Source organism: Acidovorax sp. ACV01, assembly GCF_014851495.1.
In the GTDB taxonomy this organism is placed as follows: Bacteria; Pseudomonadota; Gammaproteobacteria; order Burkholderiales; family Burkholderiaceae_C; genus Acidovorax; species Acidovorax radicis.
The window spans coordinates 240,063-261,703 of the sequence record NZ_JACUZT010000007.1 but is presented as its reverse complement, the minus strand read 5'-3'; the positions used below and the strand labels follow the sequence as shown (position 1 = coordinate 261,703).

The following is a 21,641-nucleotide window of genomic DNA, read 5'->3' as shown; positions in this document are numbered from 1 at the left end:
CGAAGTCGGCGGGTCAGGCCTGATGAGCGCCGAAGCTGACAGCGCAACCCTCGCCTTGCGGCGTGCCAAGCGGCAGGCCCTGGGCTTGTTGCTGCTGGTCACGGCGGTGTTCGTGGCTACCAGCGTGGTCGACCGCGGCCTGTGGCTCAACTGCGTGAAGGCCATGGCCGAGGCCGCCATGGTGGGCGCGCTGGCGGATTGGTTCGCGGTGGTGGCGCTGTTCCGCCGCCCGCTGGGTTTGCCCATTCCGCACACCGCGGTCATCGCGCGCAACCAGGCGCGCATTGGCCGCAACCTGGCCACATTTGTGCGCGACAAGTTTCTCGATGTGCCCTCGCTGGTGGCGCTGATCCGCCGGCACGACCCCGCCGAGCGGCTGGCGCAGTGGTTGACGGCGCCCGGCAACGCCGCGCTGCTGGGGCACCAGGCCACGCGCCTGGCGTCGGCCGCGCTGGAGACGGTGCAGGATGCGCAGGTGGAGCGCTTTATCCAGAAGGCGGCGCGTGCGCTGATCGGTCAGGTGGACATGTCGCGCGCGCTGGCAGCGGTCCTCGACACCCTCACGCACAACGGCCGCCATCAGGCGCTGCTGGATGATGTGTTGGCAAAACTCATCGAGCTGCTGCAAAACGAGCAGACCCGCGCCTGGGTAGCCCAGACCATCGTGGCCTGGCTCAAGAAGGACCACCCGCGCACCGAAAAGTTGTTGCCCAGCGACTGGCTGGGTGATAAGGGCTCGGCCCTGCTAGCCCGCGCGCTGGAGAGCGTGATGGCCGACGTTGCCGCCAACCCGCAGCACGCCCTGCGCGCGCAGTTTGATGCGGCGGTGCAGCGTTTTATCGAGCGGCTGCGCAGTGACCCCGAGTGGGCGCGCAAGGGCGAGGAGATCCGCACCTGGTTGCAGACCGACGCCACGGTGGGCGGCTATGTGCAGACTTTGTGGCTGGACCTGCGAGGTGCGTTGCAGCGCGACCTGGCTGATGCCGACTCGGTGCTGGCGCGGCAGGTGGGCAAGTTGGGGTTGTGGCTGGGGAAGTCTCTGGCGGGGGATGCGGCGCTCAGGCAGTCGTTCAATGATCGGCTGGAGCGTTGGGTGGAGGATCTGGCGCCGGATGTGTCGGCGTTCATTGCGCAGCACATTGAGGAGACGGTGCGGCGGTGGGATACCGAGGAGATGACGCAGCTGATTGAGCTGAACATTGGGAAGGATTTGCAGTACATCCGTATCAACGGCACCGTGGTGGGCGGGCTGATCGGACTGGTGCTGTTTGCGGTGTCGCACGCGGGGGAGATTGGGCGGGCGGTGGTGGGCAGTTGACCACCCGTTCGGGCTGAGCTTGTCGAAGCCAGGGCGTGCTGGTTCGGAAAGCATGCTTGTGTTGAGTGCGGAAGCCGGGACTCGCCCCGGCGGGCGAGGTACTTGTTCTTTGCTTCGCCAAAGAAAAGTACCCAAAAGAAAGGCGACCCCCAGTCTGCGACCCCTTCGCTGCGCTACGGGGCAAACCTGCGTCGGGGCGGTTGCGGGGTGCGCCGTGGAACTCGCTTCGCTGCTGCGCAGCGCCGCTCGGACAACCACGGCGAGTCAGTTCACGAGGCATGCGCGCTCCGACGCGCATGCTCACCCCGCAACCGCCCCGCCGCAGGCGCAGCCAGCAGGGGTGGGGGAGCCGAGCAGCCACACGGGCCATCGCTTTGCTCGGCCGCGCTCCGACCGCCTGGGGCTGGGCCTAGCGTGCCGCCTCATCCGCCGCCATGTTGGCCGCGTGTTCTTCCTGCAGATGCTGCGCAATCTGCGCCCAGGCCTGCTTGGCCTCCGCGTCTTGTGCCCAGGCGTAACAGCTGGCGATGTGCATGGCCGTCACCGCATGGTGCGGGTCGAGCGCAAAGGCCACCTCGCACTGCAGCGCTGCCTGGCGCCACATAGCAGTCGCATCTTCAGATCCTTCTTTTTGCAGCGCATGGGCTTCTGCCACCCACGCCTGCCCCAGCCGAAACGCCGCAGCGTGCTGCCCGGGGTCGGCGTCATGCGCCCGTTGAAACAACACCCCCGCCTGCCGCCACAACGCCCGCGCTGCGGCAAAGTCTTGCGTGGCTACGGCTTGCGCTTGGGCTACGAGGGCGTTGCCGGATTGGAGGAGGGTGGTGGGGGAGTCGCTGGGCATGAGGTCGGATGAAAGAACGCGAGGACCTGCAGATTGTCGGGGTTTTGCAGGGCGCAATTGTCCAGAGGAGCCGGTGGCTGCTATGAAATTGGACGCTCAGCGTTGGCAGTGAAATGCACGAAACGGCTTGGTACTGCGAGGCATGCGATTGCCAGCACCTCGCGGGAGCCAAGCTGTTGCGTGTCGGTCTCGACCATTCGTCATTTCCGCGTTTCGAGCTCGTTAAGGAAGTGAGGCATTTGGCGCAGCAGATAGTGGGCCCATTCATCCACATGTTCAGCGGTGTAGTACCGCATCCACGTATCGTGCTTTGGATTGATCGAAGGCACTGGTACGAACTTTTCCAGATACCAATCTCTCGTTGCTGTATCAAGGTCTCGTACGCGCTGGTGGTCGTAGGGAGGTGCGGTCAGTGAGTTGATTACGCGATTTTGTATTAGGCGCAGCTCTTCCCGCTGAGCGTCCGTTAGCAAGTAACAAAATCGAAAGCACCGATTTTTCAGATCGTCGTTCCCTGGCTTTCCAATCTGGAAATCCAAAACAAACTGAGATCCTGCAAATTGATCCCAATAGTCCCTGCGCGCAACGCCGAAACCAAAAATTAAGGCCTCACTACCGTGAGGCCGACTCCAAGAGACGCCTCGCTCTAATGGGCTAAATCCATGCATCTTGGTCCAAGCGCCGAAATGGCCTTTCAGTCGCTTTTATACGTCGGTGGCGTTCATTCTTTAAAACCGCGGCAAATCCGGATGCTTGATCGCCCCCCCGCGCACCAGCATCTTCCCGTACTCCGCACACCGGTTCAGCGTAGGAATCACCTTCCCCGGGTTCAGCAACCCCGCCGGGTCGAACGCATGCTTGAGCCCGAACATCTGCGCGTTCTCCTCGGCCGTGAACTGCACACACATGCTGTTGAGCTTCTCCACGCCCACGCCATGCTCGCCCGTCACCGTGCCGCCCATGGCCACGCTGGTCTCCAGGATGTCCGCGCCAAACAGCTCGCAGCGGTGCAGCTGGTCAGCATCGTTTGCATCGAACAGGATGAGAGGATGCAGGTTGCCGTCGCCCGCATGGAACACGTTGGCGCAGCGCAGCTGGTATTTCTTTTCCATCTCCTGGATGGCCAGCAGGATGTCGGCCAGGCGCTTGCGCGGGATGGTGGAGTCCATGCACATGTAGTCGGGGCTGATGCGGCCGCTGGCGGGGAAGGCGTTCTTGCGGCCGCTCCAGAAGCGCAGGCGCTCGGCCTCGTCCTGGCTGACCGAGATGGCGGTGGCGCCGGCAGCGCGCAGCACCTCGCTCATGCGGCCGATTTCTTCTTCCACCTCTTCGGGCGTGCCGTCGCTTTCGCACAGCAGGATGGCCTCGGCCGTGAGGTCGTAGCCTGCGTGCACAAAGTCTTCGACGGCGGCGGTCATGGGCTTGTCCATCATCTCCAGGCCTGCGGGGATGATGCCGGCCGCGATGACGGCGGCCACGGCGTCGCCCGCCTTGCGCACGTCGTCGAAGCTGGCCATGATGCAGCGCGCCAGCTGGGGCTTGGGGATGAGCTTGACCGTCACTTCGGTGGTCACGGCCAGCATGCCTTCGCTGCCGATCACGGCGGCTAGCAGGTCGTAGCCGGGGGCGTCGAGTGCCTCGCTGCCGAATTCGACGGGCTCGCCTTCCACCGTGAAACCCTTCACCTTGAGCACGTTGTGCACCGTCAGGCCGTACTTCAGGCAATGCACGCCGCCCGAGTTCTCGGCCACGTTGCCGCCGATGGTGCAGGCGATCTGGCTGCTGGGGTCGGGGGCGTAGTACAGGTTGTAGGGGGCCGCGGCCTCGCTGATCGCCAGGTTGCGCACGCCACACTGCACCACGGCCGTGCGGCTTTCGGGGTTGATGTCGAGGATGCGGTTGAACTTGGCCAGCGACAGCGTGACGCCCATGGCATGCGGCATGGCGCCACCCGACAGTCCCGTGCCCGCACCGCGCGCCACCACCGGCACCTGCAGTTGGTGGCACACCTGCAGCACGGCCTGCACCTGGTCGTACGTTTCGGGCAGGCAGACCACCAGCGGGCGCTGGCGGTAGGCGGTGAGGCCGTCGCATTCGTAGGGCGTGGTGTCTTCGGTGTGCCAGAGCAGCGCGTGTGCGGGCAGCACGCGGCCCAGGGCCTGGACAACCTCGGCCTGGCGTGCGGCGCGTTCGGACAGGGCTGTGGTGGGTTGGGCGGCAGTGTTCATGGCTGCCACTGTAGAGGAAGGCTGCGTGCGGGAGCGTGAGTTTTCTTGCAGCAGTCTGTGAAATGGCCTGGATGTGGCTGTTTGCTATGATTTATATAGCTTTTGGCGCTTGTGGATAAAGCGCTGAAGGCCAATTTGACTAGAAATTTTGTTGTGAGCAGAGCCCGCAGCCCCCTCACACCGGCCCGGGGCTGACCGGGCGCTGGCTGCCTTCCAGAAGCCACAGGCGTTTGCTGGCCCGCGTCATAGCGACATAGAGCATGTTGCGTTCACGGTAAGCGTCTTGCAGGGCGGCGCTGCGCGGAAAGCGTCCGCGCTCTACCAAGGGCACCGCCACATAGTCGTATTCATGCCCCTTGCAGCGCTCCACCGTCAGCAGTTGCAGGCTGGAGGCTTCCTGCTGGGTGTGCTGCTGGATGCTGGCCTGCACCATGAGCGCCAGCCGGCCCAGGAATTCGTCCACCGACAGCCCGGCGCAGATGCGGGCCAGCGCGCCGAGGCTGTCCGTGCAGTAGCGCAGCTCGCCGGGGCTGATGGGCGCCTGCGCAAAGAACTGACGCACCAGCGGGTGCCCGCACAGTTGCCCGGCGTCGGCACAGGCTTCAGGCGGCAGGGCCAACAATTGTTCGCACAGGGGCGACGCCACTGGGGCCTGAGGGTTGAAGCTGGCGCGCACCAGAAACCGGCGCATCAAGTCCTGCTTGCCCACGAGTTCTGCGGCCACGGCGCGGGTGTCGACTTCGACGGGGGAGTCTTCCACCAGCGCTTGCATGTCGAAAGCGCCATTGGCCAGTACATCCTGGTCGGGCTGGCTGCCGCGCCGCACGTAGCGCAGCAGGCCTTCCATCGCGCTGCTCAGGATCCCTTGGGTCAGCCGCACGTTGTCGCTGCAGCCCTGCATGGCGCCCATGATGGCCAGCACCAGTGCGATCTCGCGGCGCTGGTAGAAGCGCTTCATGCCTTTGCAGGCGTAGTGCACGCCTTCATGGGCAAACATCCATTCGAGCAGGATCGAGTCTTCCGGCGACCGTAGCACCACATTCAGGCACGGTGCCGTCTGGGTGGCGGGCGACTGGGGCGACTGCGACGGTGGGGGCAGCTGGTGCAGCACGGCGTCGTGGATCGCCAGCAGTTGCCGGGCGCAATCCTCGTCGTCGGTATAGCTGCGCCGCTCAAACGCGGCAGGCTTGGTGGGGTAGTGCGCAGAAAACTCCACGCCGAACAAGGGGTTGAGCCCCTGGCAGATGGCGTTGCCGAAACGGTAAGTGGTGTTGAGGGCGACGACCTGCGTGTCTGCAGGCAGCTCTTGCCGGATGCGGGCCAGGCTGTTGCCAAAGACGGAGAATGCGCCGGGCAGGATGTGCTGGTTGAAGTCTCCCGCGCCGACAAAAAGACCGTTGCCGCCCTGCACCAGCGTCCGCAGCACCCGCATGGCAGCCTCGTCCAGGTCCTGCAGCTCATCGAACAACACCGCATCAAAGCGCCCCTGCAGCGGCGCAAAGGCATCGTCGAAATCCAGCTCACCGAGCTGTGTGGCGATTTCATAGGTGCAGTCGCCGGGTGCGTAAAACTGCGGCTCGTTGTTCAGCCCCCTGCGCAGGCGCTCGTACTTGACCAAGAGCTGGTAGAGCCCGTAGTCGAGCTGGTGCTCGCGGCAATAGGGCCCGGCGCCCAGCTCCGACTGTTCGATGGCGCGCAGCAGCAGCCGTTGCTTGGCCTGGGCTTCAAAGTCGATGAAGGCCTGCACGTCCAGATCGCGCGAGCGGAAGTCGCCGACTTCGGGCGAGCTGTCCAGCGCGTCGTCCTGGAGCAGCGCGGCGTGGGCCTGGCGCACGAGCAGGCTCTTGTGCAGGGGCTCGGTCACACGAAAAAGGGGGTCGCCCTGTTCCTTGAGAACGGTGGCGCACAGCTGCTCCACGGTCATGATCTGCACCTGGCGGGGAATGGTGGGAACGAACTTTTCAAGCCGCTGCGCAATGGCGGCCAGCCCGGCCTCCGAATACGCGAGCATCAGGATGCGGCTCGCCCCCTGGGTGCGGATCAGGTCCGCAGCCTTGATGGCCAGGGTGGTGGTCTTGCCCGTGCCGGCCAGCGCGTTGACCAGCACCGCGCGCGCCGTGGCATTGAGCACCGCGTTCTGCTCCAGTGTGGGGTATCTCTTCTTGAAGTGGGCGTCTTGCGGCACGGCGTGGTGAGGGGGTGAAGGGGTCAAGAGACAGGCGAGATGTGAAAGGCGCGTGCCCGGTGGCTGCGGCAGGCGGGCTCTGGGAATCTGGAGTCCTGAGCGCCACAGGTGAAGGCTGGATACTTCAGGAATGCTATTGAATTTATAGCTTTTTGCGCTTTATGGGCAAGCGCTAGCGGCCAAAATCACCAATAAATGGGTGTTCAGGCCATGGTCTTGCGCAGCCACTCGGCAAACGCCGCGCACTCCCAGCGGTCCATGGTGCCAGTGCGCCAGCACAGGTAGTGCGCGTGGGGGCTGGCGGTGTCGGTGGCAAACAGGCGCACCAGCGTGCCGTTCTCCAGCCAGGGTGCGCCGAGCTTGAGGCGCACCAGCGCCACGCCCATACCGGCGGCGGCGCCGTCGCACATCAGGCCGATGTCGTTGAACTGCGAGCCCTCACTGGGCTCGGCCCAGTCCAGGCCCGTGGCGGCAAACCAGGTGCGCCAGGGCTCCAGCGGGCTGCGCAGCAGGGCCACACCTTCGAGGTCTTCCGGCCGGTCAAACGGGCCGTGTTCGCGCACGAAAGCGGGCGAGGCCAGGGGGGTGACCACATCGCGGGCCAGCTCCACATGCTCCACGTCGGCATAGTGGCCGGGGCCAAAGCGCACCATCAGGTCGGCGTCCTCGGCCACCACGTCCAGGAGCGGGATAGACACCTGCAGGGCCAGGTCGATCTCGGGGTAGGCCTCGGTGAACTGGCGCAGGCGCGGGATCAGGATGGTGCGCGCGAACGTGGGCGTGACGGCCAGCTTGAGCCGCCGCCGCCCCGGCGCCGATGCCGCACCCGGGAACCGCTGCAGCGCGCCCAGCCCTTCGCGCACGTGGGCCAGGTAGGCGCTGCCCTCGGTGGTCAGCGAAAAATCGGCGCGGCCAAACAGCCGCACGCCCAGGATCTGTTCGAGCTGCTTGACGCGGTGGCTCACCGCGCTGGGCGTCACGCACAGCTCCTCGGCGGTCTGCGTCACGCTGCGCAGGCGGGCCAGGGCTTCAAACGTCAGCAGGCACTGGATCGGCGGAATGCGCCTCGCCGCGCTGCTGAGGAAGGAGGACGGTGCTGCCGTGGCCATGGGGCAGAACGGGCTAGCGGAAAACCACGGTCTTGTGCCCGTTGAGCAGCACGCGGTGCTCGCTGTGCCACTTCACGGCGCGGGCCAGCACCTGGCTTTCGGTGTCGCGGCCGCGGGCGGTCAGGTCTTCCACCGTGTCGGTGTGGTCGGCGCGGGCCACGTCCTGCTCGATGATCGGGCCTTCGTCCAGGTCGGCCGTCACGTAGTGGGCCGTGGCGCCGATGAGCTTCACGCCCCGGTCATGGGCCTGGTAGTACGGCTTGGCGCCCTTGAAGCTGGGCAGGAAGCTGTGGTGGATGTTGATGGCCCGTCCGGCCAACTTTTGACATAGGTCAAGAGAAAGCACCTGCATGTAGCGGGCCAGCACTACCAGTTCGGCACCTTCGGCCTCGATAATCTCGAACTGCTTTGCCTCGGCCTGGGCCTTGGTGGCAGCGGTGACCGGGATGTGGTGAAACGGCACGTTGTAGCTGGCCGCCAGTTGGTAGAAGTCGCGGTGGTTGCTGATGATGGCGCGGATGTCGATGGGCAGCAGGCCACTCTTCCAGCGGAACAGCAGGTCGTTCAGGCAGTGGCCTTCCTTGCTGACCATGAGCACGGTTTTCATGGGCGCAGCTGTTGCGTGCAGACGCCAGTGCATGTTGTAGGGTTCTGCAAACGTGGCCAGGCGGGCCTTGAGGGTTGCGTGGTCGTGCTGGTCGCAGGCAAACTGAACGCGCATGAAGAACAGGCCGGTATCGTGGTCGTTGTACTGCGCGGCTTCTTCGATGTTGCCGCTGTGCTCCAGCAGAAAGCCCGAGACGGCATGCACCAGCCCCAGGCGGTCGGGGCAAGACAGGGTAAGGATGTAGGCGTTGGTCATAGCTGCCCAATTGTCGCAGCATGGCTGGGGCTGTGTGGACGACCCCTTCGAGGTCGAACTTTCGGTCTACGGGAATGGGGGAAATCGATGGTCAATCCGGGCGAGGCCCCGCGTTTTGCCCCCTGGCGGGGGATGCTGCTGTACCTGGTGCTCGGGGTGGCCTGGGTGTTTGCGGGCGACGCGCTGCTGGCGCACTGGGTGACCGACCCCGCACAGCTTACGCATTGGCAGACGTGGAAGGGCTGGGGCTATGTGCTGCTGACCAGCGTGCTCGCCTGGTGGATGCTGCGGCGCATGCGCCGTGCCGAAAAGGTGCGCTGGGCCGTGGCGCGGGAGCTGTCGCAGGTGGTGCGCCATGCGCCGGCCGGGTTTGCGCGGGTAGCACCGGACGGGCGCTTCCTGTGGGCCAACGCACGCTTGTGTGACCTGCTGGGCGCATCCCTGGAGCGGGTGTGCACCCTGAACTTTCGCGACGTGATGCTGGCGGTCGATAGTGACTGGGCGGCGGCACAGCTGTCGCGCCTGCTGGCGGGCGAGATCGACCACTACGTGGGTGAGCGTGACTGCCTGCGGCCGGGCGATGGCCGCAAGGTGGCGGTGCTGTGCACCGTGACGCTGGTGCCCGAGTCGGACGCCGAGCCCGCCCACCTGGTCTGCGTGGTGCAGGACCTGGACGAGATCAAGGCCGCACGCGCGGCGCTGAAGCACAGCGAGGCCCGCCAGCGCCTGGCCGCCACGGTGGTGGACAACACCATCGAGGGCGTGGTGGTGACCGACGCGCAAAGCCGCATCCTGTCGGCCAACGCCGCGGTGACGCGACTGCTGGGCTACACCGAGGACGAGTTGCTGGGCCAGACGCCGCGTGTCTTCAAGTCGGGCCGGCACAACAAGGCGTTTTACGAGGCCATGTGGGGCACGCTGCGCCAGACGGGCCACTGGCAGGGCGAGATCTGGAACCGCCGCAAGAACGGGGAGATTTTTCCGGAGCACATGTCCCTGTCGGCCGTGCGCGACCCTGCGGGGCAGATCACGCACTACGTGTGCATGTTCACGGACATCTCCGAAGAAAAAGTGCAGCAGCAGCGGCTGGAGTTCCTGGCCCACAACGATGCGCTCACGGGGCTGTCCAACCGAGCCTGGTTCGGGCACCAGCTGGAGCAGGCCGTGCAGTCGGCGCGCGCCAGTGGCGAGCACCTTGCGGTGCTGCTGCTCAACCTCGACCGTTTCAAGGATGTGAACGACAGCTACGGCCATGCCACGGGCGACGAGGTGCTCAAGCACATTGCGCGGCAGGTGCAGTCGGCCCTGCGGCCGGGTGACGTGATGGGGCGGCTGGCCGGGGACGAGCTGGCCGTGGTGGCGCGCCACCTGCGCCATTCCGACGGCGCTGCTGCCGTGGCGCGGCACCTGATCACGGCCGTGGCCGAGCCCTGGCGTTCGCCCGACGGTTTCGAGGTGGTGGCGGGGGTGAGCGTGGGCATCTGCATGTTTCCTGAACATGCGGGCACCACCGAGCTGCTGCTGCAGGGCGCCCACGCGGCCGTGTACGGCGCCAAGGCGCGGGGCCGGGGCGCGTGGTGCTTCTTCCATGAGGCCATGACCCAGGCCGCGCGTGAGCGGCTGGCACTGGAGTCACGCCTGCGCCTGGCACTGGCGCAGGGCCACCTGCAGATGTACTACCAGCCGCAGGTGGACATTGCCACAGGCCGCATCCAGGGGGCCGAGGCGCTGGTGCGCTGGAACGACCCCCACGAGGGCCTGATCTCGCCCGCGCGCTTCATCCCGGTGGCCGAAACCTCGGGCGTGATCGGCCCGCTGGGCGAATGGGTGCTGCGCGAGGTCTGCCGCCAGGGTCAGCAGTGGCGCCTGGCGGGCCTGCCGGACCTCACGCTGGCGGTGAATGTGTCGCCGCGCCAGTTCCACCTGACGGACCTGGCGGGTTGCGCGTCGGGCGCACTGGCCGATTCGGGCTTCCCGCCCGAGCTGCTGGAGCTGGAGATCACCGAAACCGCCCTGGCTGAGCGCACCGAGGAGGCGCGCCAGGTGCTGATGCGCCTGCGCGCCCTGGGCCTGCGCATCGCGGTGGATGACTTTGGCACGGGGTACTCGTCGCTGGCGCAGCTCAAGCGGTTTCCGATCGACGTGCTCAAGATCGACCAGGGCTTCATCCGCGACATTCCGCAAAGCGAGGACGACATGGCCATCAGTGCCGCCATCATCGCCATGGGGCACAGCATGGGGCTGTCGGTGCTGGCCGAAGGGGTGGAGACCGACGGCCAGCTGGCCTTCCTGCGCGAGCGGGGCTGTGATTCGTACCAGGGCTACCTGTGCAGCCGTCCCGTGCCCGCCGATGACTTCGCGGCGCTGCTGCGGGCGCAGCCGCTGCCAGCCGTCCCATAGATCACCTCAAGGTGCTGAGGACGCCGGGCGCCATTTTGCGCGCAGTTCAGCACAGGCATCGCGCGGGGGCAGGGCGGGGGTGTTGATCACCGTATCTGCATCATTTTTGATAGCTGTTGGCGCTTGTCCTGCTTGCGCCAAGGCCACTTTTGATACCAAATTTTCAGGCCAGTGGGTGGGCACGCCCAGGCCACGCAGCACATGGCCGCCCCCGGCCACCAGCAGCACCGTCTGCCCGGGGCGCAACGCCTCCTGGGCGGTGCGCGCCATGCTCGCGTCGCGGGCGATCTGGATACGGGCCATGGGCGTGATTTGCAATTCGGGCAGCAGGCCGCAGTGGCCGTCGCGCAGCGCCTGGTGCTGCAACGCCAGTGCGGGGGCCGGCAGGTGATGGTCCCAGGCGGTTTCGCCCATCGCGGCGCGCATCTGGGCGCGGGGCAGGTTGCCACCCAGCACCGGCACACCGGCGGCCACGGCCGCCATGACCACGGGGCCATAGGCCTTCCATGGCCAGGCGGCATCGTTCCACTGCAGTGCGGCCTGGGCCTGGGCTTCGGTGGCGTCGCGCGCCAGCGCCCGGGTGTGGTGCCCGCTCTCGGCCATTTCCAGGACCACGGCGGCAAGCTGGCCCCGGGCCGCCAGCCACAGCACGGCTTCGCGCTGCAGGCGCTGGTGGTCGGGCGCATCGTGCTGCTCACCCAGCAGCAGCACATCGGCGGGAAGCAGGGCCTGCAGGCGGTCGGGCCATGGGGGGGCAGGCTGGGTGGCGGTCAGGGTGCCGGTCAGGGTGCTGGGGGGCGGGGCTCCCGCGCAGCCCGCCAGCGCCATCAGGGCGCCGCCGAGTGCCAGCCAGGTCCGCAGGGGGGAGCGTGTGGGTCGTTGCATGGCGCCATGCTACGCGGGCCAGTCTTGACCTAGGTCAAGAGTCGGCGCAAGCTCGGTGCCTACACTGCCCTGCATGCGCACCAAGCCCACACTGACCACCAAACTGCTGGCCATGGGCGCGGGCTTTTTGCTGGTGGCGCTGGCCTCGATCAGCCTCACGCTGTGGGTGACCTGGAAGCTCGAAGGCGGGGCTGCCGCCGTCAACGAGGCCGGGCGCCTGCGCATGAACATGCTGCGCATGGTGCTGGTGCTGCAGACCGAACCGGCCGAGGCTGTGCAGGAGCGCGCCCGCCTGTTCGACGCGAGCCTGGATTTGCTGCGCACGGGTGATCCGTCGCGCCCGCTATTCGTGCCCTGGAGCGACGAGACCCGCACGCGTTTTGAGGCCATTCGCACCCAATGGGCGCAGGCGCGCAGCGGCTGGGTGGCCACGCTGCCGCCCGACCGCGCGCAGACACTGGCGCAGGCCGATGCGTTTGTGCAGCAGGTGGATGGGTTTGTCGATGCCATCGAAATCCAGATCGCAGGCTGGACGGCGGCCTTGCACCTGTTCCAGCTGTTCATGATGGCGCTGGCCATCGTGGCCGCCGTGACCTTCATGGCCGTGAGCTATCTGCTTGTCATCAACCCGGTGGCGCGCCTGCAGCAGGCCCAGGCGCGGATGCGCCAGGGCGAGCTGGGCACGCGCCTGCCGGTCGATACCGATGATGAGTTCGGCCAGCTGTCGGCGGGCTTCAATCTCATGGCGCACGCGTTGCAGGCATCGCACGACGATCTGGAGCACAAGGTGCGCGAAAAGACCGCCAGCATCGCCGTGCAGAACCAGCGCCTGGCCGCACTGTACGAGGTGAGTGCGCTGGCCTCCACCGCCAGCAGCCTGGAGCTGCTGGCCCAGGGCTTCGTGCAGCAGATCCGCCGTGTGGCCGGGGCCGATGCGGCCGCCGTGCGCTGGTCCAACGAGGCCAACGAACGTTATGTGCTGCTGGCCGCAGACGGCCTGCCGCGCTCCATGGCCGAGGGCGAGCACTGCCTGCACACCGGCAGTTGCCTGTGCGGCCAGCCTCAGGCCCAGGCGCGCACGCGGGTCATCCCCATCACGCCGTCCACCCACGTCGCGCTGCCCCACTGCCGCGAAGCGGGTTTTGAAACCATGGTGACCATCCCCGTGCAGATGCAGCAGCGCCTGTTGGGCGAGGTGGACCTGTTCTTCCGATCACCCGTCGAGCTGACCGACGAGCTGCGCGACCTGCTCGAAGCCATGACGCGCCACCTGGCCAGCGCCATGGAAGGCCTGCGCGCCAATGCCCTGGAGCGCGAAGCCGCCGTGGCCGAAGAGCGGGGCATGCTGGCGCGCGAGCTGCACGACTCCATTGCCCAGTCGCTGGCCTTCCTCAAGATCCAGACGCAGCTGTTGCGCGACGCCGTGAACCGTGGCGACGAAGCCAAACGCGACCGCAGCATGGGCGAGCTGGATGTGGGCGTGCGCGAGTGTTATGCGGACGTGCGCGAGCTGCTGGTGCACTTTCGCACCCGCACCAGCGAGGAAGACATTGAATCCGCCCTGCGGGCCACGCTGTCCAAGTTCGAGCACCAGACCGGCATGGCCACCACGCTCGGCATGGTGGGCCATGGCCTGCCGCTGGCGCCAGACCTGCAGATCCAGGTGCTGCACATGGTGCAGGAAGCACTGTCGAACGTGCGCAAGCATTCGGGCGCCACGCGGGTGGACCTGCTGGTGCACCGGCACCCGCGCTGGCGCTTTGAGGTGCAGGACAACGGAAAGGGCTTTGACGTGGCTACGGTGCCGCCCGATTCGCTGCATGTGGGCCTGGGCATCATGCGCGAGCGGGCCCACCGCGTGGGTGCCGTCCTGCAGGTCGAATCCACCCCGGGCCAGGGCACGCGCGTGTGCATCGAACTGCCTACAGTGACTTCCGCCACCACCCTGCCTGCACAGCCTGCGCCGCGTCCTGCTGCGGAGCCCATCGACCAGGGCACCGCTTCTGGCGGCGAATTCCATAGCGCCTTGGCCGACGGCCGGGTGGCAACACTTACTCCATGACGACCTCCACCATCCCTTTCGCAACATCTGCTGGTGTGGCCCCCCACGTCCCGGCGCCACCGCCGGTGACGCTGCTGGTGGTGGACGACCATACGCTGTTCCGCCGGGGGCTGATCGCGCTGCTGGGGCAGGACGCGGGCCTGCAGGTGGTGGGCGAGGCGGGTGACGCTGCCGAGGCGCTGCGCCTGGCGCCCCAGCTGCAGCCCCAGGTGATCCTGCTGGACAACCACCTGCCCGGCGTGATGGGCGTGGACGCCATCCGGGGCCTGCGCGAGGTGTCGCCTGCGTCGCGCGTGCTCATGCTCACCGTGAGCGAAGACGGGCAGGACCTTGCCGCCGCGCTGCGCAATGGCGCGCAGGGCTATTTGCTCAAGACCATCGACGGCGACCTGCTGGCCCAGGCCATCCGCCGCGCGGCCCGTGGCGAACCGGTGGTGAGCCCCGAACTCATGGGCAAGCTGGTCGCAGCGTTCCAGTCGCAAGGTGTTGCCGAGGCGGCAGCGCTCATTGCGCCCAATATGTCTGCCGCGCCCGCAGCGCCTGCAGCGACCGCGCAGCCGCCCGAGGCCGTCCATGGCGCAGCGCCCCTGTCGCCGCGCGAGGAAGACGTGCTGCGCGAGATCGCGCGGGGTGCCAGCAACAAGGAAATCGCGCGCACGCTCGACATCGCCGAGACCACCGTCAAGATCCATGTGCAGCACATCCTGCGCAAGCTGGGCCTGAGTTCGCGCGTGCAGGCTGCGGTCTACGCCTCAGACCGCCAGCGCGCGGAGTAGCCGAATAGCGGATTCGCTGCGCGCACGGCCGTGCGGTCGCCTGTGCATGGTGTTTGCTATATTTTTAATAGCTATTTTCGCTTTCCTATCAAGCGCTGGCGGCACTTTTTGCTGAATTTTTGCGGTGCGGAGCCCGTCGCCGCTGCAGCATGGCTCCCATGGCCCTTGGTGCGCCGCCCCTCTCCTGGATTTCCTCTCACGAACCGGCCCGCCGCTGCGCGCGCCTGCCTGGTCATCCATCCATAGTTCTTTCGGACGATGGGCCGGTGCGGTAGCGTAGGCCCGGACTAGTCCTTCTGCCGCGCCCCAGGTGTCCTTGCGAAGGATAGGCAGTGCATGCCCAAAGCGGGACGATACCGCCATACGCAAAGAGAAGAGGAACCGCGCAATGGCACACACCATTTTGCCCCCGGGCGACAGCCCACAGCGCACCCGCCAGGCCTGGTCGGTGCTCATCGTCAGCACCTTCGCATTCACCGTCTGCTTCATGGTCTGGATGATGTTCGGCGTCATCGGCATTCCCATCAAGAAGATGCTCAACCTGAACTCCACGCAGTTCGGGCTGCTCATGTCCATGCCCGTGCTCACGGGCTCGCTGGTGCGGGTGCCGCTCGGCATCTGGACCGACCGCTTCGGTGGCCGCATCGTGATGACTGCGGTGATGGCCACCACCGTGCCTGCCATCTGGATGATGGGCTACGCCACCGAATACTGGCACTTTCTCACCATCGGCCTGTTTGTGGGCCTGGCAGGTGGCTCGTTTTCGGTGGGTACGCCCTATGTGGCGCGCTGGTTTCCGAAGCACCGCCAGGGCACGGCCATGGGGGTGTATGGCGCGGGCAATTCGGGCGCAGCCGTGAACAAGTTCGTGGCTCCGGTGCTGCTGGTGGCCTTTGGCTGGACCATGGTGCCGCAGGTGTATGCGGCCATCATGCTGGGCACCGTGGTGCTGTTCTGGCTCTTCAGCTACAGCGACCCGGCCCACCTGGTGCCCAGCAGCGTCAAGTTCACCGACCAGCTCAAGGCGCTCAAGGACCCCAAGGTGCTCAAGTACTGCCAGTACTACAGCATCGTGTTTGGCGGCTACGTGGCGCTGTCGCTGTGGATGGTGCAGTACTACGTGGGCGAGTTTGGCCTCGACATCCGCGTGGCGGCTTTGCTGGCGGCCTGCTTCTCGCTGCCGGGCGGTGTGCTGCGCGCCATCGGCGGCATGCTCTCTGACAAGTACGGCGCCCACAGCGTGACCTGGTGGGTGATGTGGGTGAGCTGGATCTGCCTGTTCCTGCTGAGCTACCCACAGACCGATTTCACCATCCTCACCGTCAACGGCCCCAAGACCTTCCACCTGGGTCTCAACGTCTACGCGTTCACCGGCCTGATGTTCCTGCTGGGCATTTCGTGGGCCTTCGGCAAGGCCAGTGTCTTCAAGTACATCAGCGATGACTATCCCAAGAACATCGGTGCCATCAGCGGCATCGTGGGCCTGGCCGGTGGCCTCGGCGGCTTCATCCTGCCCATCCTGTTTGGTGCGCTCATGGACCTCACCGGCATCCGCTCCAGCGCCTTCATGTTGATGTATGGCGTGGTGTGGGTCTCGCTCATCTGGATGTACTTCACCGAAGTGCGCAACACCCGTCTCATGGGCTCGCAGGGCGCTGTCGCACAGCCTGCCACCCGCTGATTTTTCAAGGAAACCTCACCATGTCTGCCACCACCAACAGCGGGCGCCAGGGGCGCCTGCTCACCCTCTGGACCCCGGAGGACAAGTCCTTCTGGGAGCGCGAAGGCGAAGCCGTCGCCAAGCTCAACCTGTGGATCTCGGTGCCCGCGCTGTTCCTGGCCTTTGCCATCTGGCAGGTCTGGAGCGTGGTCGCCGTGAGCCTGCCGGGCCTGGGCTTCAAGTATTCGACCAACCAGCTGTTCTGGCTGGCGGCAGCGCCCGCGCTTTCGGGCGCCACGCTGCGCATCTTCTACTCGTTCATGGTGCCGCTCGTGGGCGGGCGCCGCTGGACGGCGATCTCCACCGCCTCGCTGCTGATCCCTGCGATTGGCATCGGCTTTGCGGTGCAGGACAACACCACCGCGTACCCCACCATGCTCATCCTGGCGCTGCTGTGCGGCCTAGGCGGCGGCAACTTCAGCTCCAGCATGGCCAACATCAGCTTCTTCTTTCCGAAGGAGCGCAAGGGCTCGGCGCTGGGCGTGAACGCGGGCTTGGGCAACCTGGGCGTGTCGGTGGTGCAGTTCCTGAGCCCGCTGGTGGTCACGGCCGGTATCTTCGGCATCTTTGGCGGCGAAGGCCAGACCATTGTGAAGAACGGCCAGACCGTGCAGGTGTGGACGCAGAACGCCGCCTTCATCTGGGTGCCATGGATTGCGCTGACGGCGCTGGCCGCCTGGTTCGGCATGAACGACATCGCCGACGCGCGCGCCTCGTTCGCCGCCCAGGCCGCCATCTTCAAGCGCAAGCACAACTGGCTGATGTGCGTGCTGTACCTCGGCACCTTCGGCTCCTTCATCGGCTATGCCGCAGGATTCCCGCTCCTCATCAAGAGCCAGTTCCCTGGCGTGAACCCCCTGGCCTACGCCTGGCTGGGCCCGCTGGTGGGCGCGGTGATCCGCCCGTTTGGCGGCTGGATGGCCGACAAGCTCGGCGGTGCGCGCGTCACGCTGTGGAACTTCATCGTCATGGCCATGGCGGTGGTGGGCGTCACGTTCTTCCTGCCCTCGACGGGTAACGAAGGCCAGTTTGCAGGCTTCTTTGTGTGCTTCCTGGTGCTGTTCCTCACCACCGGCATCGGCAACGGCTCCACCTTCCGCATGATCCCCGTGATTTTCCTGACCGAAGCCATGCGCGGTGTGGACCCCCGCAACACCGCCGCCGTGGCACAGGCCAACAAGGAAGGCAACACGCTGGGCGCTGCCACGCTGGGCTTCACTGCCGCCATGGCCGCCTATGGCGGGTTCTTCATCCCCAAAAGCTATGGCAGCTCGATTGCCCTGACTGGCAGCCCCCATGCGGCGCTGTGGACATTTTTCGCTTTCTATCTCGTTTGCATCGTGATCACCTGGTGGTACTACGCACGCAAGCACGCCGAGATGCCTTGCTGATCACCCCTGGACAGAACAGAAAAAGGAGCCCCCGATGAGCCATTTCCTCGATCGCCTTTCGTACTTCTCGCAGCCCCGCGAGACCTTTGCCCAAGGCCACGGCGAAACCAACGGTGAAGACCGCACCTGGGAAGATGCCTACCGCGACCGCTGGGCGCACGACAAGATCGTGCGCAGCACGCACGGCGTGAACTGCACGGGCAGCTGCAGCTGGAAGATCTACGTCAAGGGCGGCATCGTGACCTGGGAGACCCAGCAGACCGACTACCCCCGCACCCGCCCCGACCTGCCCAACCACGAGCCCCGTGGCTGTGCGCGTGGCGCCAGCTACAGCTGGTACCTGTACAGCGCCAACCGCGTGAAGTACCCCATGGTGCGTGGCCGCCTGCTCAAGCATTGGCGCGCTGCCATTGCCCTCGCCAAGAGCCCGGTGGACGCCTGGGCCAGCATCGTCGAGAACGATGCCTCCAAACGCGAATGGCAAAAGCAACGGGGCCTGGGCGGCTTCGTGCGCAGCACCTGGGAAGAAGTGAACCAGATGATCGCTGCGGCCAACGTGTACACCATCAAGAAGCACGGGCCGGACCGCATCATCGGCTTCTCGCCCATCCCGGCGATGTCGATGATTTCGTACGCCGCGGGCAGCCGCTATCTCAGCCTGATTGGTGGCGTGTGCATGAGCTTTTACGACTGGTACTGCGACCTGCCCCCGAGCAGTCCGCAAGTTTGGGGTGAGCAGACCGACGTGCCCGAGTCGGCCGACTGGTACAACAGCTCGTACATCATTGCCTGGGGTTCCAACGTGCCCCAGACGCGCACGCCCGATGCGCACTTTTTGACCGAGGTGCGCTACAAGGGCACCAAGGTCGTGTCCATCACGCCCGACTATTCTGAAGTCGCCAAGCTGGGCGACCTCTGGATGCATCCCAAGCAGGGGACGGACGCCGCCGTGGCCATGGCCATGGGCCATGTGATCCTGAACGAGTTCTACTTCAAGGACGGCGGCAAGGGCCGATCGGCGTACTTCGACGACTACGCCCGCCGCTACACCGACCTGCCGCTGTTGGTGGTGCTGAAGGAAAAGACCCTGCCCGATGGCCGCACGGTGATGGTGCCCGACCGCTATGTGCGCGCCAGCGACTTTCCGAACAAGCTCGACCAGTCGAACAACCCCGACTGGAAGACCGTGGGCTACGACGAACTGGGCCAGGTCACGCTGCCCAATGGTTCCATCGGATTTCGCTGGGGGGCGGACGGCCGCCCCGACCAGGGCCTGTGGAACCTGGAGAACAAAGAAGCACGCACCGGCAACACCGTCAAGCTCAAGCTCTCGGTGATTGAAGACGGCGAGCAGGCGCACGACGTGGCTGATGTGGGCTTCCCGTACTTTGGTGGTGTAGCCACGCCCAACTTCACGGCCAACGAACAAGGCGGCGACGTGATGGTGCGCCGCGTACCCGTCACCCACCTGGAACTGGAAGGCCACGAAGCCCGGGGCCGCGTGATGGTGGCCACCGTGTTCGACCTGCTGGCAGGCAACTATGGCATCGACCGTGGCCTGCCGGGTGAAGAATCTGGTGGCAGCTACGATGCCGACCGCCCCTACACCCCCGCATGGCAAGAGGCCATCACCGGTGTGCCGCGCGAGCAGATCATTGCCGTGGCGCGCCAGTTTGCCGACAATGCCGACAAGACGCACGGCAAGTCCATGGTGATCATCGGCGCGGCCATGAACCACTGGTATCACAGTGACATGAACTACCGCGGCATCATCAACATGCTGATGCTGTGCGGCTGTATCGGCCAGAGCGGTGGCGGCTGGGCGCATTACGTGGGCCAGGAAAAGCTGCGCCCACAGACGGGCTGGACGGCGCTGGCCTTTGCGCTGGACTGGATCCGTCCCCCCCGCCAGATGAACAGCACGAGCTTCTTCTATGCCCACACCGACCAGTGGCGCTACGAGAAGCTGGGCATGGAAGAAATCCTCTCGCCCCTGGCTGACAAGAAGGCCTACCACGGCGCGCAGATCGACTACAACGTGCGTGCCGAGCGCATGGGCTGGCTGCCATCGGCTCCCCAGCTCAAGACCAACCCGATGCAGGTGGCCAAGGATGCCGCTGCCAAGGGGATGGATGCCAAGGACTACGTGGTGCAGTCGCTCAAGGACGGCAGCCTCACGATGAGCTGCGAAGACCCGGACCACCCTGCCAACTGGCCGCGCAACATGTTCGTGTGGCGCTCCAACATCCTGGGCTCGTCGGGCAAGGGGCATGAATACTTCCTCAAGCACCTGCTGGGAACCACCCACGGCGTGCAGGGCAAGGACCTGGGCAAAGACGAAGCCAAGCCCGAGGAAGTGCAGTGGCACACCAATGCGCCCGAGGGCAAGCTGGACCTGCTGGTCACGCTCGACTTCCGCATGAGCACCACCTGCCTGTACTCCGACATCGTGTTGCCCACGGCCACCTGGTATGAGAAGAACGATCTCAACACCAGTGACATGCACCCCTTCATCCATCCGCTGTCCACGGCGGTGGACCCTGCCTGGCAGGCCAAGAGCGACTGGGAGATCTACAAGGGTTTCGCCAAGGCCGTGAGCGAGGTTAGCGTGGGCCACCTTGGCGTCGAGAAGGACGTGGTGCTCACGCCCATCATGCACGACACCCCCGGTGAAATGGCCCAGCCTTATGGCGTGCGCGACTGGAAGAAGGGCGAGTGCGAACTCATCCCCGGCAAGACCGCGCCGCAGGTCACGGTGGTCGAGCGCGACTACCCCAACCTCTACAAGCGCTTCACCGCCCTGGGCCCATTGATGGACAAGGCGGGCAATGGCGGCAAGGGCATTGGCTGGAACACGCAGACCGAAGTGGGCCAGCTCGGTGACCTGAACGGCCGCGTGAAGGAAGAGGGCGTGACGCAGGGCATGCCCCGCATCGTCACCGACATCGATGCCACCGAGGTGGTGATGATGCTGGCGCCTGAGACCAACGGCCACGTGGCCTGCAAGGCATGGGAGGCCCTGGGCAAGCAGACCGGGCGCGACCACGTGCACCTGGCGCTGCACCGCGAGGACGAAAAGATCCGCTTCCGCGACATCCAGGCGCAGCCGCGCAAGATCATCAGCTCGCCCACCTGGTCGGGCCTGGAAAGCGAAAAGGTCAGCTACAACGCCGGCTATACCAACGTGCACGAGTACATCCCGTGGCGCACCCTCACGGGCCGCCAGCAGTTCTACCAGGACCACCCGTGGATGCGTGACTTTGGTGAAGGCTTCGTGAGCTACCGCCCACCCGTGCACTTGAAGACGCTGGAAGAGGTCGAAGGCAAGAAGCCCAATGGCAACCGCGAGATCGCGCTGAATTTCATCACGCCGCACCAGAAGTGGGGCATCCACAGCACGTACAGCGACAACCTGATGATGCTCACGCTCAATCGCGGTGGCTCGGTGGTGTGGCTGAGCGAAGACGACGCCAAGAGCGCCGGCATCGTGGACAACGACTGGGTCGAACTCTTCAACGCCAACGGCGCGATCGCAGCCCGTGCCGTGGTGAGCCAGCGTGTGAACCCGGGCATGGTGATGATGTACCACTCGCAAGAGAAGATCATCAACACCCCTGGTTCCGAGATCACCGGCACGCGCGGGGGCATCCACAACTCGGTCACGCGCATCGTGCTCAAGCCCACCCACATGATCGGCGGCTATGCGCAGTTGAGCTACGGCTTCAACTACTACGGAACCATTGGCACCAACCGCGACGAGTTCGTGCTGGTGCGCAAGATGGACCGCGTGGACTGGCTCGACGACGAGCCCGTGTCCAGCACGGCAGCCCACGCCTGAAGCCGAAGACAAGGAGAAACACG

Annotated in this window: 13 protein-coding genes; 7 read left to right on the top strand and 6 right to left on the bottom strand. The window is 65.7% G+C overall.

What is annotated here, in order from left to right; genetic code table 11:
* Positions 1-22: 22 nt before the first annotated feature.
* Entirely contained in the window at positions 23-1,318 is a 1,296-nt protein-coding gene (locus IB243_RS20640; RefSeq protein WP_192429052.1) for a DUF445 domain-containing protein, read from the top strand.
* Between the two features lie 409 nt (positions 1,319-1,727).
* On the opposite strand, the gene IB243_RS20635 is transcribed toward IB243_RS20640, so the two are convergent.
* The 5 genes from IB243_RS20635 to purU form a co-directional block, all read right to left on the bottom strand.
* Entirely contained in the window at positions 1,728-2,162 is a 435-nt protein-coding gene (locus tag IB243_RS20635; RefSeq protein WP_192429050.1) for a hypothetical protein, read from the bottom strand.
* Between the two features lie 728 nt (positions 2,163-2,890).
* Positions 2,891-4,390, bottom strand: a complete 1,500-nt coding sequence (locus IB243_RS20630) for an FAD-linked oxidase C-terminal domain-containing protein (RefSeq protein ID WP_192429048.1) — start codon at positions 4,388-4,390, stop codon at positions 2,891-2,893.
* A 175-nt stretch (positions 4,391-4,565) separates the two neighbouring features.
* Positions 4,566-6,602 (bottom strand): UvrD-helicase domain-containing protein, encoded by a 2,037-nt coding sequence (locus tag IB243_RS20625; protein WP_225585117.1) that lies wholly within the window; start codon positions 6,600-6,602, stop codon positions 4,566-4,568.
* 176 nt (positions 6,603-6,778) lie between these two features.
* The gene (locus IB243_RS20620) at positions 6,779-7,684 is read right to left on the bottom strand and encodes a LysR substrate-binding domain-containing protein (RefSeq protein WP_010463019.1); all 906 of its coding nucleotides are present in this window, start codon (positions 7,682-7,684) and stop codon (positions 6,779-6,781) included.
* A 13-nt stretch (positions 7,685-7,697) separates the two neighbouring features.
* Positions 7,698-8,546 (bottom strand): formyltetrahydrofolate deformylase, encoded by an 849-nt coding sequence (gene purU, locus IB243_RS20615; protein ID WP_192429046.1) that lies wholly within the window; start codon positions 8,544-8,546, stop codon positions 7,698-7,700.
* An 87-nt stretch (positions 8,547-8,633) separates the two neighbouring features.
* On the opposite strand from purU, the gene IB243_RS20610 reads away from it, so the two are divergent.
* Positions 8,634-10,946: a bifunctional diguanylate cyclase/phosphodiesterase gene (locus tag IB243_RS20610; protein WP_192429044.1), complete on the top strand. Its 2,313-nt coding sequence runs from the start codon at positions 8,634-8,636 to the stop codon at positions 10,944-10,946.
* A 6-nt stretch (positions 10,947-10,952) separates the two neighbouring features.
* Here IB243_RS20610 and IB243_RS20605 read toward each other — a convergent pair whose 3' ends face one another.
* Positions 10,953-11,831 carry a ChaN family lipoprotein gene (locus IB243_RS20605; RefSeq protein ID WP_192429042.1) on the bottom strand — a complete coding sequence of 293 codons (879 nt, stop codon included), beginning with the start codon at positions 11,829-11,831 and terminating at the stop codon, positions 10,953-10,955.
* A gap of 73 nt (positions 11,832-11,904) precedes the next feature.
* On the opposite strand from IB243_RS20605, the gene IB243_RS20600 reads away from it, so the two are divergent.
* The 5 genes from IB243_RS20600 (at position 11,905) to IB243_RS20580 (ending at position 21,618) form a co-directional block, all read left to right on the top strand.
* The gene (locus IB243_RS20600; RefSeq protein WP_192429040.1) at positions 11,905-13,893 is read left to right on the top strand and encodes a type IV pili methyl-accepting chemotaxis transducer N-terminal domain-containing protein; all 1,989 of its coding nucleotides are present in this window, start codon (positions 11,905-11,907) and stop codon (positions 13,891-13,893) included.
* Positions 13,890-14,669 (top strand): response regulator, encoded by a 780-nt coding sequence (locus tag IB243_RS20595; RefSeq protein WP_225585115.1) that lies wholly within the window; start codon positions 13,890-13,892, stop codon positions 14,667-14,669. Before IB243_RS20600 ends, IB243_RS20595 begins: the two co-directional genes overlap by 4 nt.
* Positions 14,670-15,057: 388 nt before the next feature.
* Positions 15,058-16,350 carry a nitrate/nitrite transporter gene (locus IB243_RS20590; protein ID WP_057229561.1) on the top strand — a complete coding sequence of 431 codons (1,293 nt, stop codon included), beginning with the start codon at positions 15,058-15,060 and terminating at the stop codon, positions 16,348-16,350.
* A gap of 20 nt (positions 16,351-16,370) precedes the next feature.
* Positions 16,371-17,780: a NarK family nitrate/nitrite MFS transporter gene (locus IB243_RS20585; RefSeq protein ID WP_192429038.1), complete on the top strand. Its 1,410-nt coding sequence runs from the start codon at positions 16,371-16,373 to the stop codon at positions 17,778-17,780.
* Between the two features lie 34 nt (positions 17,781-17,814).
* Complete coding sequence (locus tag IB243_RS20580) at positions 17,815-21,618, top strand: nitrate reductase subunit alpha (protein ID WP_192429037.1); 3,804 nt, start codon at positions 17,815-17,817, stop codon at positions 21,616-21,618.
* Positions 21,619-21,641: the final 23 nt, after the last annotated feature.